Below are 17,102 nucleotides of genomic sequence, written 5' to 3'. Positions count from 1 at the left end.
GGCCGAGCAACCGGCCGACAACCCGGACCCGGCGCGCCTGGGCCTGACCGGCGCGCACCTGGCCTACGTGATCTATACGTCGGGTTCCACCGGCCTGCCCAAGGGCGTGATGATCGAGCACCGCAATGCTTGCAACCTGTTGCACTGGGCGCTGCGCGCCTTCGACGCCGAAAGTCTGCGCGAGAGCCTGTTCGCCACCTCGATCAACTTCGACCTGGCGGTCTTCGAATATTTCGTGCCCCTGGCCGCTGGCGCGACCCTGCACCTGGCCACCAATGCCCTGGCCCTGCTCGACCGTCCGGTGCCCGTCACCCTGATCAACAGCGTGCCGTCGGCGCTCGATGCGCTGGTGGGGGCCGCGGCGATCCCGGCCTCGACGCGGGTGGTCAACCTGGCCGGCGAACCACTCAAGCAGGGCCTGGTGCAACGGATCTTCGCCCACAGTGACGTGCAGCGCCTGTGCAACCTGTATGGACCATCGGAAACCACCACCTATTCGACCTGGGTGACGATGGACCGCGCCGAAGGCTTCGTGCCGGGCATCGGTCGACCGCTGGACAACACCCAGGTCTACCTGCTCGATGCGCACCGGCAACTGGTGCCCCGTGGTGTGGTGGGCGAGCTGTACATCGGCGGCGCCGGTGTCGCTCGGGGTTACCTGAACCGGCCGGCGCTGACCGAGGAGCGTTTCCTCCCGGACCCCTTCGCAGCCCAGCCCGGCGCGCGGATGTACCGCACCGGCGACCTCGGTCGCTGGACCGAGGATGGACAACTGCTCTACCTGGGGCGCAACGACTTCCAGGTCAAGGTGCGCGGCTATCGTATCGAACTGGGCGAGATCGAAAGCGCCCTGGCGCGTGTCCCGGGGGTGCAGCATGCCGTGGTCGTGGCTCGTCAGGCGCCGAGCGGCGATGCGCGGCTGGTGGCGTATTGGGTGGCCCAGCCGGAAGCGGCGTCTGACGAGGCGGTACTGCGCGACGCCCTGGCGGCGGTATTGCCCGAGTACATGCAACCCAGCGCCTACGTGGCCCTGCCCGCCCTGCCACTGACGCCCAACGGCAAGCTCGATCGCAGCGCGCTGCCGGCACCGGAACAGGCCGCCAGCGGACACTTCGAAGCGCCCATGGGGCCGCTGGAAAACCAACTGGCGACGATCTGGGGGCGCCTGTTGGGCCGGCCACGGATCGGCCGCGACGAGCACTTTTTCCAGGCCGGTGGCCACTCTCTGCTGGCGGTGCAATTGGTCTCCCAACTGCGTCAGCAATTGCGCGTCGAACTGCCCTTGGCCAGTGTGTTCGATCACCCGACTCTGCAACGCCAGGCACGGACCATCGAAGCCCTGGGCGCGGCCGGGCTCCACGGCGCGGCGCCGATCCCGGCCGGTCCACGGCCGGCGCGGCTGCCGTTGTCGTTTGCCCAACAACGCCTATGGTTCATCGCGCACCTGGATGCCCAGGCCAGCGCGGCCTACCACATGGCCGGAGGCCTGCGGCTGCGCGGTGAGCTGAATGAAGCGGCCCTGGGCGCCGCGCTGGCGCGCATCGTCGAGCGGCACGAAGCCTTGCGCAGCCGTTTTGTGTCCGACGGCGGCGAGCCGTGCCAGGTGGTGGATCCCGGGCATTCGCTGCTGATGCCATGCCACGACCTGCGGGATCAGTCGCCAGCACAGTTGCAGGCCCATTACATCGCTGAAGCCCAGGCGCCTTTCGATCTGGCCGGCGGCCCGCTGTTTCGCACCCGCCTGTTGCGCCTGGCCGAGCAGGAGCACGTCCTGCTGGTGACCTTGCACCACATTGTCGGCGACGCCTGGTCCCTGGGCGTGCTGACCCGGGAGTTGAGCGAGCTGTACCGGGCTTTCAGCCGGGGGCAAGCCGATCCGTTGCCACCGCTGGCCATCCAGTACGCCGACTACGCCCTGTGGCAACGCTCCCCACGCCAGGCGCAACGCATCGCTGAGCAACTGAACTACTGGCGCACCCAACTGGCCGACGCGCCCCCTTCGTTGAACCTGGCCCTGGACCGGCCGCGCCCGGCCCGACAGGACTTCACCGGAGCCAGCCTGGAGCTGAGCATCGACGCCGCACTGGTGCGGTCCCTCAAGCACTTGAACGAACGCCACGGCACGACGTTGTTCATGACCGTGCTGGCCGCCTGGTCGGTGGTCCTTGGCCGGTTGTCGGGTCAGGATGACCTGGTCATCGGCTCGGTGCTGGCGAATCGCACCCGTGCCGAGGTCGAGCCGCTGATCGGCTTCTTCGTCAACACCCAGGCGTTGCGGGTGCGCCTCGACCGGGTCAGCCAGGTCGGCGAGCTGCTGGCCCAGGTGCGGCGCACTGCGCTGGATGCCCAGGCCCATCAGGAGCTGGCTTTCGAGCAATTGGTGGAAGCCTTGAACCCGTCGCGTTCGTTGGCTCACAGTCCGATCTTCCAGGTCATGCTGGCCTGGCAGAATGCTCCGCAGCCGAGCCTGGCCCTGGGCGACCTGGAAGTGACCCCGCTGTCCACCGGTGAGGACAGCGCCAAGTTCGACCTGACCCTGAACCTGTATGAGCGCGATGGCGCGATCGGCGGTCGGCTGACCTACGCCACGGCGCTGTTCGACCCCGGCACCGTGGAGCGTCACTGGCAGGCGCTGTGCGCCACGTTGCAGGCGATGGTCGAGAACGACCAGTTGCCGCTCCAGGCGCTGTCGATCCTCGGCGCGGACGAACGTCGGCAGGTGCTCCACGGATTCAATGAAACCACCCGCGATTACCCTGCCGACGAGCCCCTGCACCGTCTGTTCGAGGCCCAGGCCCAGCGCCGGCCCGACGCCACCGCGGTGCAGGACGGCGAACACTTGCTCAGTTACCGCCAGCTCGACCAACAGGCCGAGCAGCTCGCGCACTGGTTGGCCGAGCACGGCGTCACCCCGGGCGCCCGGGTCGCCCTGAGCCTTGCGCGCGGCCCGCGCTTGGTCACGGCGGTCCTGGCGATCCTGAAAAACGGCGCGACCTACGTGCCCATCGACACCGCCACCCCGCTGCAGCGTCAACGCGCGTTGCTGGACGACTGTGCCAGCGCCTGGCTGCTCTGTGAAAACCCGGACGCGCCGGTGCAAGGTACCGGCTACCAGATCTTGTGCCCTTGGGATCGCCTTGCGACTGCGGACGAACCCATCCCGCCGCGTCAACCTGTGACAGTGTCGAGCGAAGCACCGGCCTACATCATGTACACCTCCGGCTCCACCGGAACGCCCAAGGGTGTGCAGGTGCCGCACCGCGCCATCACCCGGCTGGTGCGCAACAACGGCTTCGCCGAGTTCACCGCCCAGGACCGCTTCGCCCTCGCCGCCAATCCGGCCTTCGACGCCAGTACCCTGGAGATCTGGGGCGCACTGCTCAACGGCGGCTGCCTGGTGGTCTGCCCCAGGGAAACCCTGCTGGACGCGGCCCGCTTCAACGAGCATCTGCTGCACCACGAAGTCAGCGTGCTCTGGCTCACCGCCGGGCTGTTCCATCAGTACGCCGAGGCCCTGGCGCCGGCCTTCGACGCGCTGCGCTACCTGATGGTCGGCGGCGACGTGCTCGATCCGCGGCGCATCGAAAAGGTCCTGCGCCATTCGCCACCCCAGCACTTGCTCAACGGCTACGGGCCGACGGAAAACACCACCTTCACCACCACTCACGCCATCACCCTCGCGGATGCGTTGGCCGGTGACATTCCCATCGGCCGGCCCGTGGGCAACACCCAGGTCTACGTGCTGGATGAACAGCGCCGCCCAGTGCCGATTGGGGTGGTCGGCGAGCTCTACGTCGGTGGTGATGGGCTCGCCCTGGGGTACCTGAACCAACCCCGACTGAGCGAAGAACGCTTCGTCGCCAACCCCTTCAGCCAGGCGCCCGGGGCACGGTTGTACCGCACTGGCGACCTGGTGCGCTGGCGCGCCGACGGCGTGCTGCTGTTTCTGGGCCGCAATGATTTCCAGGTGAAGATCCGTGGCTTTCGCATCGAGTTGGGGGAAATCGAAGCCCAGCTCAAGGCCCTGCCGGGGATCGACGAGGCGCTGGTGCTGGCCGATGCCCAGCAGCGCCTGCTGGCCTACTTCAGCGCCACCGAAGCGCAAGAGCCCAACGCCCTGCGCGCCCGCCTGGCAGCCGTGCTGCCGGACTACATGCTGCCGGCAGCTTTCGTCCAGGTGGACGGTTTCGCGCTGACCGCCAACGGCAAGCTCGACCGCCACGCCCTGCCCGAGCCCGACGAACAGCATTTCGCCCTGCACTGCTACGAAGCGCCCCAAGGGCCAGTGGAAACCCGACTCGCCGAGTTGTGGGCCGAGGTCCTCGGCGTGCCGCGAGTCGGTCGGCAGGACAACTTCTTCGCCCTCGGCGGGCATTCGTTACTGGCGGTGCAACTGGTGGAACAGCTGCGGGTACAGGGCTGGCCGCTGGATGTACGCACGCTGTTCGGCGCCCCCAGTGTCGCCGCGCTGGCCGACTGCCTGGCACAGCGCTCGGCGGTCCCGAGTCTTGAGCTGGCATCGCTGCAGGCGACGATACCTGCCGGCTGCAGCCGTATCGTTCCTGAGCTGCTGCCCTTGGTGGAGCTGACCCAGGCGCAGATCGACGCCATTGTTGCCCAGGTCGAAGGTGGCGCCGCCAACGTGCAAGACATCTACCCCCTGGCGCCTTTGCAAGAAGGTTTGTTCTTCCACTACCTGCTGCAGGAAGAAGGCGACACCTACCTGTTGCACACCACCCTGGCCTTCGACGACGAAGCCGGCTTGGACGGTTTTTGCCAGGCGCTGCAACAGGTCATCGCCCGCCACGACATCCTGCGTACCGCCCTGGCCTGGGAGGGGCTGGAACAGCCAGTGCAGGTAGTCTGGCGTGACGCGCCACTGCCCATCGAGGTGCTGCCTATCACCGAGGCCGACGCCCTCGCCCAGTTGCAGGCGCACACCAATCCACGGCAGCGCCGCCTGGATATCCGCCAGGCGCCGCTGCTGCGGCTCGTCAAGGCCTTCGACGCCGCCGGGCAACGCTGGCTGCTGCAAGTGCTGCACCATCACCTGGTGCTGGACCACACCACCTTGGAGCGAATGGTCGAGGAAATCGTGCTGATCCAGCAGGGTCGCGCCGCGCAACTGCGCGAGCCGGTGCCGTTCCGGGCCTTTGTTGCCCACGCCCGGCACGGCCAGGACAGCGCACGCCAACAACGGTTTTTCGAAGCCATGCTGGCGGACGTCAGCGAACCCACCGCGCCGTTCGGCCTGCTGGACGTGCAGAATACCGGCGCTCTGGACGAAGCCCGGGGCGTCCTCGACCCGACGCTGGCGCTGGCCCTGCGGCAAACGGCACGCCACCACCAGGTGAGCGTCGCCAGCCTGTTCCACCTGGCCATGGCGTTGGTATTGGGCAAGGCCACGGGCCGCGCCGACGTGGTGTTCGGCACCGTGTTGCTGGGTCGTCTGCAGGGGATCGAGGGGGCGGACCAGGCCTTGGGGGTGTTCATCAACACCCTGCCGCTGCGCATCGGCTTCGCGCAGACCTCGGTAATCGACAGCCTGCAGCGCACCCATCAGGCGCTGCTGGACCTGCTTGAGCATGAGCACGCGCCGCTGACGCTGGCCCAGCGCTGCAGTGGCGTGCCGGCAGGGACGCCGCTGTTTTGCGCGTTGCTGAATTTTCGCTACAGCCTGGAAGACATGCCCCACCAGAGCGTCGCTGGCATGCAGGTGCTGGGCACCGCCGAGCGCACGAATTACCCCTTCACCTTCTCGGTGGATGACCTCGGTCAGGGCTTTGGCATCACCGCGCAGATTGCCGGCTCGGTGGGTGCGCAACGGGCCTTGGGGTTTCTGGAACAAGCCCTCGCCAGCCTGGTGCTAGCCCTGGGCAGTAGCCCGCATCGTCTGGCCCGGACCCTGGATGTGCTGCCGCCAGCGGAACTCGCGCAACTGGCCCGGTTCAACGCCACGGCGCGTCCCCAGCCCCAGCGTGCCCTGCTCCACGAGCGCTTCGAAGCCCAGGCCCGGCAGACCCCGCAGGCCCTGGCAGTGCACTGCAAGGGCCGCCGGCTCAGCTACGCAGAGCTCGACCGCCAGGCCAATCACCTGGCGCGGCGCCTGCAAGCGCTGGGCGTCGGACCTGACGCGCGGGTCGGCATCCATCTGCGCCGCACTCCGGAACTGATCGTCGCCCTGCTCGCCGTACTCAAGGCCGGCGGTGCCTACGTGCCGCTGGACCCGGCCTATCCGGCGCAGCGCCTGGCCTACATGCTCGACGACAGCGCCCCGCTGGCGGTGCTGACCCTGGCCGACGCGCCGCTGGAACTGGCGCTGGCCGACGATTGCCACCGCGTGAACGTCGATGAAGTGCTGCGCGACAGCAAAACCGCGACCAGCGACACGCCGCTGGCCCTGGGGCTGGAAGGCCAGCATCTGGCCTACATGATCTACACCTCCGGCTCCACCGGACAACCCAAGGGGGTGATGATCGAACACCGCAACGCGCGCAATTTCCTCGACTGGGCCCTGGGCAGTTTCACCCCGCAAGTGCTCAGCCGGAGCCTGTTCAGCACCTCGATCAACTTCGATCTGTCGGTATTCGAATGCTTCGCGCCGCTGTCCTGCGGCGGCACCCTGGAGCTGGTGGACGATGCCCTCGCCCTGCTCGACCAGCGTCCGGAGCTGAGCCTACTCAATACGGTGCCCTCGGCCCTCGATGCGCTGTTGCGCGCAGAAGCCCTGGGGGACTCGTTGGAGAGCGTCAACCTGGCCGGCGAGGCGCTGCCCCGCCCCCTGGTGCAGCGCCTGTTCGAGCAGAGCCGCGTGCGTCAGGTCAACAACCTCTATGGCCCGACCGAGACCACGGTCTACTCGACCTGGGCTGCGATGGACCGCGAAGGGGGCTTCGTCCCGCACATCGGCCGGCCCATCGACAACACCCAGGTGCACGTCCTCGATGACGCCATGCAGCGGTTGCCCGTAGGCGTACCGGGCGAGCTGTACATCGGCGGTGCTGGCGTTGGACGCGGCTACCACCGGCGACCCGACCTGACCCGTGAACGCTTCCTCGCCGACCCCTTCAGCGACCAGCCCGGCGCGCGGCTGTACCGCACAGGCGACCTGGGCTTCTGGGACGTCCACGGCCAGCTCCACTACCTGGGGCGCAATGACTTCCAGGTCAAAATCCGCGGCTTCCGCATCGAACTGGGGGAGATCGAAAGCGCCCTGTTGGCCCTGCCGCAAGTGGCCGCGGCGGCAGTCCTGGCGGTCCCGCGCAATGGCCGCGAGCCGGCGCTGGTGGCTTACGCCGTGGCCAGTCCTGGCCACGGGCCGTTGGCGCCGGCGGCCCTGCGCGACGCCCTGGCGAACCGGCTGCCGGGCTATATGGTACCGGCGGTCATCATGCCGCTGGACACCCTGCCGCTGACACCCAACGGCAAACTCGACCGCGGCGCCCTGCCACTGCCCGGCGAGGAGGCCTGGAGCAGTCAGGCCTACGAAGCTCCGCGGGGTGAGCAGGAAACCCTCATGGCCGCCATCTGGCGTGACCTGCTGGGGGTCGCCCGGGTCGGCCGGCACGACAATTTCTTCGAATTGGGCGGCCATTCACTGCTGGCGGTGCAATGGGTCTCGCGGGTGCGCCAGCGCCTGGGCCTGGAATTGCCCCTGGCGACCCTGTACGCGAACCCGACCGTTGCAGCCCTGGCCCCGCTAATGGCGGGCGCAGCGCGCTCTGCCCTGACGGCGATCCCGGTACTGCCGGAGGCTGCCGAACGGCCGCTGTCGTTCGCCCAGCAGCGGCTGTGGTTCATCAGCCGCCTGGACGCCCAGGCGAGCGCCGCCTACCACATCAGCGGCGCCCTGGCCCTGGATGGCGAACTCGACGAAGCCGCCCTGGACCAGGCCCTGACCCGGATCGTCGAGCGCCATGGGGTGCTGCGCACCCGGTTCGTTGAACAGGACGGCGAAGTCCGGCAGGTCATCGAGCCAGGGCCGCGCTGGGGATCCTCGCGCCTGACCCTGGAAGCCAACGACGACGCCGGCCTGCGGGCGGCCCTGGCCACCGAAGCGGCGCAACCGTTCAACCTGAGCGAAGGGCCCTTGCTGCGGGCTCTGCTGGTGCGACAGCAGGACCAGCGCCATGTGCTGCACCTGACACTGCACCACATCATCGCCGACGGCTGGTCCATCGGCGTGCTGGTAGACGAACTGTCGGCCCTCTATAAGGCCTTTCGCCGGGGCACCCCGGACCCGCTGCCGGCCCTGGCGATTCAGTACGCCGACTATGCCGCCTGGCAACGCCAGTGGTTGGCCGGCGAGCGCGGTGCCGAACAGTTGGCCTACTGGCTCGCGCACCTGCGTGACGCACCAGCACGCATCGACCTGCCCAGCGACCGGCCGCGGCCGCCACGCCAGGACTTCAGTGGCGCGCGCCTGACGGTCGCCCTCGATGAATCCACCAGCGCCGCGCTCAAGGAACTGGGCCGGCGCCACGGCACCTCGCTGTACATGACCCTGTTGGCCGCCTGGGCCGTGGTGGTCGGGCGCCTGGCCGGCCAGGAGCAGGTGGTGATCGGGACACCCGTGGCCAACCGCACCCGAGCTGAAGTCGAGCCTCTGATCGGCTTTTTCGTCAACACCCAGGCGCTGTGCGTCGACCTGGGCGGGGAACCGGATGTCGGCCAATTGCTGGCCCAGGTCCGCGAGCACGCCTTGGGGGCCCAGGCGCACCAGGACGTGCCGTTCGAGCACGTGGTGGAAGCGCTCAATCCGCCGCGCACCTTGGCCCACAGTCCAGTGTTCCAACTCATGTTCGCCTGGCAGAACGCGCCGCGCGGAGCCTTGGACCTCGATGGCCTGAGCCTGACCAGTGTCGCCGGTGAGCAGATCACCGCGCCGTTCGATCTGTCCCTGGAACTGTACGAGGCCGATGGACGCATCATCGGAGGACTGAACTACGCCACCGCGTTGTTCGATCCCGCCAGTGTGCAACGGCATTGGGACTACCTGACCCATGTGCTGCGACAGCTCTGCCTGGACGACCGCCAGCCGGTGGCGCGGCTGTCGCTGGTGGACCACCGGGAACGCGAGCGCCTGTGGCATCAGCTCAATCCGGTCCCGACGCCGTTCCCCGAAGCAAGCTGGGTGCATCGGCCGTTCGAACGGCAAGCACGGCAGCAGCCCGAGGCCCTTGCCGTGGAGCTGCATGGACGCGGTTTGAGCTATGGCGAACTTGATCGCCAGGCCAATCATCTCGCCGCGCAGTTGTTGGAACTGGGCGCAGGCCCGGGCCAACGGATCGCCATCCACCTGCCCCGCAGCCTGGAGATGGTTTTGGCCCTGTTGGCCACGCTCAAGACCGGCGCAGCCTACGTGCCCCTGGACCCCAGCCAACCCATCGCCCGCCGGCAGGCTATCGTCGACGATTGCCAACCCTGCCTGCTGCTCTGGGATGCCCAGCGCGTCGAAGCCCTGAGGCTCGGCGAGCACTGCCCAGCGCTGTCGGTTCGCCTGGCGGCCACCGTGGGTCCGGTGTCCGCCCTGCCGGAACTGGCGCCGCCGCGGCCGGATGACCTGGCCTACGTCATGTACACCTCCGGCTCCACCGGAACGCCCAAGGGCGTTGCCATGGGCCACCTGGCCTTGAGCAACCTGTTGGCCTGGCAGGCCGCCCAGGCGCTGCCCGGTCCGGCGCGGACCCTGCAATTCGCCGCGCTGGGGTTCGACGTGGCGTTCCAGGAGATCTTCTCCACCTTGGGTACCGGGGGCACCCTGGTGCTGCTGGACGAGACCCAGCGCCTGGACCTCGCCGGCCTGCCCCAATGGCTGGCGCAGGAGCGGATCGAACGGCTGTTCCTGCCCTACATCGCCCTGGCGACCCTGGCCGACGGTTGGGCCGAGGCGCCACTGGCGTTGCCGATGCTGCGGGACGTGATCGTCGCCGGCGAAGCGCTGCGCATCAACGGCGCCCTGCGCGCGCTGTTCGAAGCTCATCCCCAGGCCCGTCTGCACAACCACTATGGCCCCACCGAAACCCACGTGGTTTGCACCCACACCCTGTCCGGTGATCCTGCGCTCTGGCCGGACCTGCCGGTGATCGGCCGGCCGATCGCCAATACCCAGGTGTGCCTGTTGGACAGCAGCGGCCAATGGGTACCCCAGGGCGCGGCCGGCGAACTGCATGTCGCCGGCGCGGCCCTGGCCCAGGGTTACCTGAACCGGGCGCAGCTAAGCGCCGAGCGCTTCATCGAGCACCCTTTCGACACCACCCCCGGCGCGCGACTGTACAAGACCGGCGACCTCGCACGCTGGACCGCCGAGGGCACCCTGCAGTACCTGGGGCGCAACGATTCCCAGGTCAAGATCCGCGGTTACCGGGTCGAACTGGCCGAAGTGGAAAGTCGCCTCGATCAGTTGCCCAGCCTGCGCGAATCGGTGGTGATCGTTCTGCCGGGCGACAGCGGTCAGGCGCGCTTGGTGGCCTATTACAGCGCCAGCGAGACTCTCTCGCCGCTGACCCTGCGCAGCCAACTGAGCGAGCGCCTGCCCGAGTACATGCTGCCCAGTGCCTTCGTCCAACTGCCGGCACTGCCGATCACTGCCAACGGCAAGGTCGACCGTCAGCGCTTGCCGGCGCCTCCCGCCGATGCGTTCGCCCAGGGTCAATACAGCGCACCCCAGGGCGAACTGGAAACCACCCTGGCAGCGATCTGGCGCGAACTGCTCGGGGTCGAGGCAGTGGGTCGTGAAGATGACTTTTTCGCCCTGGGTGGACACTCGTTGCTGGCGTTACGCTTGCTGGCCAAGGTGCGCCATCGACTGGGCCTGGAAATGCCACTCTCGGCGGTCTTCGCCCAGCCGCGCCTGCACGCGCTCGCCGCCGCCCTGGGCAACGCCGGGCGCAGCCGCCTTGGGCCGCTGCTGGCCAGTGACCGCAGTCAGCCGCTGCCGCTGTCGTTCGCTCAGCAGAACCTCTGGCTGATCCAGCAGCTCAATCCGGATTCCACCGCAGCCTTCAACATGCCCGCGGGCCTGCGTTTGCGCGGGCACTTGGATATCGAAGCGCTGCGCAGGTCGCTGGACCGCATCGTCGCGCGGCATGAAAGCCTGCGTACCCGCTTCGTCAGTGTGGCGGGACAGGCGCGCCAAGTGATCGATTTGCCCCGGGCGCTGGCCCTGACAACCCTGGACCTGAGCGCCTCCGACGCGACGGACTGGCAATCGATCTGCGTCGAGGAAGCCGCTCGGCCGTTCGACCTCACGCGCCAATGGCCGATCCGCGCCAGCCTGCTGCGTCTGGACCACGACGACCACGTCGTCCTCGTCACGCTGCACCACCTGGTCTCGGACGGCTGGTCCATGGGCATCCTCACCGACGAGTTCTCCCGCCTGTATCAAGCGTTCAGCCAGGGGCGGGTCGATCCACTGCCGGCCCTGGACCGCCAATACGGTGATTACAGCCTCTGGCAGCGCCAATGGTTGCAAGGCGACGAACTGCAACGCCAGCGCGCCTACTGGACCCGCCATTTGCAGGACGCACCGACCTGCGTGGCCCTGCCCACCGACCGGCCGCGACCGGCGCGGCTGGACTACGCCGGCGCCAGCCTGCCGGTGCGCATCGACGCTGAGCTGACCCACGGCCTCAAGGCCCTCGGCCAGCGCCACGGCACCACGCTCTACATGACCGTGCTGACGGCCTGGGCGGTGGTGGTCAGCCGGTTCTCGGGCCAGGACCGGGTGGTCATCGGCTCGCCGGTGGCCAACCGCAACCGGGTCGAGTTGGAGCCGCTGATCGGGTTCTTCGTGAACTTCCAGGCGCTGTGCATCGAAGTGGACGACGCCCCGACGGTGGACACCCTCCTGGCCCGGGTCAAGGACCTGGCGCTGGCCGCCCAGGAACACCAGGACCTGCCGTTCGAACAGGTCATCGAGGCACTCAATCCGACACGTTCCCAAGCCTACAACGCCGTGTTCCAACTGATGCTGGCGTGGCAGAACGCCCCGGCGGGCGAACTGGACCTGGGCAACGGCTTGCATCTGGAAAGCGTCGGTGCGCCGGTGACCACGGCCAAGTTCGATCTGGCGCTGGATGTGCACGAGGTGGACGGCGTGATCGAAGGCGGCTTCAACTACGCCACCGCGCTGTTTGACGCCGATACCGTAGCTCGCCACTGGCAGGCGCTGCTCTCGGTGCTACGGGCGATGGTCGCGGACGACCGTCAATCGGTCGCCGACATCGACCTGCTCAGCCAAACCGAACGCGAGCAACTGCTCCATGGCTTCAACCCCGCCGTGGCGCTCCCCACGACCAATGGCGAGCGTCTGCACCAGCGCTTCGAGGCCCAGGCAGTCCGCCGTCCGGACGCCGTAGCGGTGGAGTACGGTGAACAACGGCTCAGTTATCGAGCGCTCAACGAGCGCGCCAATCGCCTGGCCCATCGCTTGCGTGGGCTGGGGGTCGGCGCGGACAGCCGCGTGGCAATCCATGTCGAACGCAGCCTCGACATGCCCATGGCCATTCTCGCGACCCTCAAGGCCGGCGGCGCTTATGTGCCGCTGGATCCGGTCTACCCGGCCCAGCGCCTGAACTTCATGCTGGACGACAGCCAGCCGCGGGTGCTGTTGACCCTGGCTGATCTGCCGGTTGAACTGCACGTACCGGCCGGCTGCGAAGTCCTTTCCCTGGACCCGGATCGCGGCGGCTGGCGCGACCTGCCCTGCACCGATCCGGCAGCCGATCCGCACGCCAGCGACCGCGACCTGGCCTACATCATCTATACCTCCGGCTCGACCGGCATGCCTAAGGGCGTGATGATCGAGCACCACTCGGTGTTGCGGCTGTTCAGCGCCACCGATGCCTGGTTCGGCTTCGATGAACGAGACGTCTGGACGCTGTTCCACTCCTACGCCTTCGACTTCTCGGTCTGGGAGCTCTGGGGCGCGCTGCTGCATGGCGGCCGGCTGGTGGTGGTGCCTTACCTGACCTCGCGCAGCCCCGAAGACTTCTACCGGCTGCTGGTGGAAACCGGCGTCACCGTACTCAACCAGACGCCCAGCGCCTTCTACGCCTGGATGAAACAGACCCGCGCCGAACCCCATCGCCTGCGCTGCATCATCTTCGGCGGCGAGGCCCTCGATGGCGCGGCGCTACGGCCTTGGTTCGAGCGCCCGGACAGCCAGGGCACGCAATTGGTGAACATGTACGGCATCACCGAGACTACGGTGCATGTCACCTACCAGCCCATCGATGCCGCCCACTGCCACGCCGGGCTGGCCCCCATCGGCCGGCCGATCCCCGACCTGCGGGTCTATCTGCTCGATGAGCGGGGCGAACTGGTGCCCCGCGGCGTGGTGGGCGAACTCCACATCGCCGGGCCGGGCCTGGCCCGCGGCTATCTCAACCGTCCAGCGCTGGACGCCGAGCGATTCCTGCCGGCGCGTTTTGCCGGTGGCGAGGGCGAACGCCTCTACAGAACCGGCGACTTGGCGCGTTGGAGCAGCGACGGCACCCTGTACTACCTGGGACGCAACGACCAGCAGGTCAAGGTGCGCGGCTTCCGCATCGAATTGGGGGAGATCGAAGCACGCCTCACGGCGCTGGACGATGTGCGTTCGGCACGGGTCCTGGCACGCCAGGACGAACCCGGTGATCCGCGGCTGGTCGCCTATCTGCTCGCCGAACCGGGCCGCCAGCTGGAGCCTGCGTCGCTGCGGTTGGCATTGGCCGAACAGTTGCCAGCGCACATGGTGCCCGGCGCCTATGTGCAACTGGAACGATGGCCGTTGACCGCCAATGGCAAGGTCGACCGCGGCGCCTTGCCCGCGCCTGACCAGCACGCCCTGCAACAGCGTCCCTACGCTGTGCCCCAAGGCGCCACGGAAAGCCTGCTGGCACAACTCTGGGCACGGTTGCTGGGGGTCGAGCAGGTGGGTCGCGAGGACAATTTCTTTGCCCTCGGCGGGCATTCGCTGCTGCTGGTGCAAATGCTCGACGCCCTGCGCGAACAAGGCCTGGGCGTGTCCGTGGGCGACTTGTTCAACGCCGCGGACCTGGCGGCACTGGCTCGTGAAGTGCGGCCTCTGGATGCCCAGGCCGTCGACCAGCAGGCGCTACTGTGCATCCGCGCTGGCACGAACCAACGGGCCCCGCTGTTCTTCATCCACGAAGGCACCGGCGAGGCGCTGCCCTACGCTCGCCTGGCCCGCTACCTGGACCCGGCGCTGGGGATATACGCGGTGCAAGCCGCCGCCGAACTGGAGCAAGGCATCTGCAACGAGACGCTCGCCAGCCGTTACATCGCGCTGCTGCGCAAGGTCCAACCCCAGGGCCCATACCGGCTCGCCGGCTGGTCGGCGGGCGGCCTGCTGGCCTATGAAATGGCCCGCCAACTGCGAGGCGAGGATTGTCCGGTGGCGTTCGTTGGCCTGATCGACAGCAGCCAGCCGGGCGCACTGCGCGCCGCGCCGCTGACCCTGGACTTGGACGATGACGCACTGCGCCAGCAACTGCTCGCTTATCTGACGCAGCACTGGCGCAATGGGGCCGGCCAGGAGCCGGGGGACGCCTGGCACGCTGGCCTCGACCTCGATGCGCTGATCACCACGGCCCAGGAACGCGGCTGGCTGCCCGGCGGCTTTGACCGCCAGGCACTGGACCGTCGCGCCCGCCTCAACCTGACCCTGCGCAACGCCATGGTCCGCTACAGGCCGGCGCCCCTGGGCCTGCCGGTGTATTTGTTCAGCGCCACTTCGCCTGTGCCGGGGTTGTCCAGCCCAAACGGGCTTGGGGCCGATTGGCAGGCTCTGCTGGGCAACGATCTGGTGGAACAACGCATCGAGGGTGATCACTGGTCGATCATGCGTGACCCCGAGCCGCTGCAACACCTGGCCCAAGCGCTGGAGCAGGCCTTGAGCCAGGCCGAACGGGATGTCGACGAACCCCGCGGCGGCCGTATCGGCTTTGTCTTGCAGACCGGCGCGGCGCAGGCGCCTTGCCTGTTCATGATCCCCGGTGCCGGGGCCAACGTCGCCAGCTTCGTGCCGCTGATCCAGCAGTTGGATGGGCGCTTGAACGTGATCGGCCTGCAAGCCCGCGGCTCCGATGGGCGCTGCGAGCCCCACGGGACGGTGCAGGCGGCCGCCAGCGCCTATGTGAAGGAGATCCGCAGACAGCAGCCGGATGGCCCGTATTACCTGCTCGGCCATTCGTTCGGCGGCTGGCTGGCGTTCGAAGTGGCCCGTCAGCTGCTAGCCGAGGGCGCGTTGGTGGCGCCGGTGTTGCTGCTCGACAGCCGCGCGCCCGGCCCGCGTCTGGCCAGCGACGCGCGCCACGCCCTGGCCCGTTACGTCGGCTTGCTGGAGATGGATGCCGGGCGCGACCTGGGCCTGGACATCGACCGCCTCGCCAGCCTCGAAGTCGACGAGCAATGCGCTCAACTGCTGGCGAGCATGCAAGCGGTCGGGCTGATGCCGGCGCAGGCCCGAGCCGAGGCGTTGCGCGGGCCACTGCGGGTGTTCCAGGCCAACCTGGCGACGCAGTACCAGCCAACACCGCCCTACCCAGGGTCCGTGGTGCTGGTCGAGGCTGGCCAGCACAGCGCCGAACCGGACGACCCGGCGCGACACTGGGAGGCGTTCGCGCCCAATTGCAGGCGGCACGTTCTCGAGGATTGCAATCATTTGTCGATTCTCAAGTCTCGCGCGGCGCCGGCCCTCGCCGGTTTGCTGCGCCACCATTGGCCCGTGATCGAGGCACTGCCAAACCATGGCGATTGAACCTTCGCTACGCCCCTGGCTGTGGGCCTGGGGCGCCCAGGTCGCGTCCACCCTGGGCTCCGCCCTGGCGGCATTCAGCCTGGGGATCTGGTTGCTGCAGCAACACGGCAGCGTCAGCGACTACGCCTGGGTCATCGCCCTGTCAGCCCTGCCCGGACTGCTGCTGGCGCCGCTGGCCGGATGGCTGGTGGACCGCTGTGAAGCGCGTGCCCTGCTGTTGGGCGTGGAAGCCTGTAGCGGCGCGGCGGCGCTGGCGCTCTGGTGGCTGTTCGAATCCAACGCCCTGGACCGCTGGCAGGTGTACGCTTTCGCCGCGGTGAACTCCAGCACTTTGGTGGTGCGCATGCTGGTGTGTCAGGCGGCCATCCCGCGACTTCTGCGCAGCCCCCAGGCGATCGGCCGGGCCAATGGCCTGATGCAGTTGATGGTGGGCTTGCCACAGCTGATCGCCCCCACCCTGGCGGCGCTGCTGTTAGGCAGCGTCGGGGTGGCAGGGGTGCTGTTGCTGGACCTTGGCGCCGTGCTGTTATGCGCCACCGTCCTTGTCTGGATCGGCCTGTTCGTCAGCGCCGTACGCGGCACCGGCCAGGGCCGCGTCGGCGCCGAGGGCGGATCGTCGGTGGTCCTGGCCGTGCTGCGCGGGCGTCCGGCGCTGTGGGCGTTGCTGGCCTACCTCGGGCTGGAGCACTTGATGCTCGGCCTGGCCTCGGCGCTGTTGTCGCCACTGGTACTGGAGCGCCACTCGGTGCTGGTACTGGGCACACTGATGACCTGCGGTGGCCTGGGCATGCTCGGCGGCTCACTGTGGGTGGTGGCCCGGCCGCCGGCACGGCTGATCCGCACTGTATTGCTGGCCGACCTGCTGCTCGGCGCCGCCGTCCTGACCATCGGCGCCAGCGCTTCGCCGGTGGTGCTGTATGTGGCCGCCTTCGTCGCGTTCGGCTGTTTTTCCCTGAGCACCAGCAGCGACCAAAGTTTCTGGCAACGCAGCCTGCCCGCCGACGCCCTCGGCCGGGTCTTGTCGGCCCGGCAGATGGTTTGCCTGCTGGCAATGCCCATTGGCGCCCTGGGCGCCGGCGCATTGGCCGACGGCTGGGCGATCACATGGATGAGCAAAGCCGGAGAGTGGCAGGCCAGGCTGGCGCCGCTGTTGGGAACGGGCAAGGTGGGCGGCCTGAGCCTGCTGTTTGCCGCGGCTGGCCTGTTGTATGGGCTGCTGGCCAGCCTGGGGCTGGCCTTCGGCCCCTTGCGGCGCCTGCAGCCGGGCGCGGCACCCACTGCTCAGCCAATCAAAAAGGCAGCAGCCGACGTGTCCAGTGGACAGGCTCCAGCTCCTTGA

The 17,102-nt window shown here is 68.3% G+C and carries 2 protein-coding genes (1 of these 2 cut by a window edge); both read left to right on the top strand.

Features of this window, described 5'->3' with window-relative positions:
* Positions 1–15,763, top strand: the 3' portion of a protein-coding gene (locus J4E63_RS09820) for a non-ribosomal peptide synthetase (RefSeq protein WP_207281772.1). 2,051 nt of this gene lie to the left of the window's left edge; the window shows 15,763 of its 17,814 coding nt (coding positions 2,052–17,814); its start codon lies off the left edge, out of view; the stop codon is at positions 15,761–15,763.
* Positions 15,753–17,102 carry an MFS transporter gene (locus J4E63_RS09815; RefSeq protein WP_207281771.1) on the top strand — a complete coding sequence of 450 codons (1,350 nt, stop codon included), beginning with the start codon at positions 15,753–15,755 and terminating at the stop codon, positions 17,100–17,102. Before J4E63_RS09820 ends, J4E63_RS09815 begins: the two co-directional genes overlap by 11 nt.

It is taken from the genome of Pseudomonas sp. FW300-N2F2 (assembly GCF_017351655.1).
GTDB classification, from domain to species: domain Bacteria; phylum Pseudomonadota; class Gammaproteobacteria; order Pseudomonadales; family Pseudomonadaceae; genus Aquipseudomonas; species Aquipseudomonas fluorescens_AA.
Note: the sequence above shows the minus strand (reverse complement) of the source record. Positions and strands in the feature narration are given on the sequence as shown.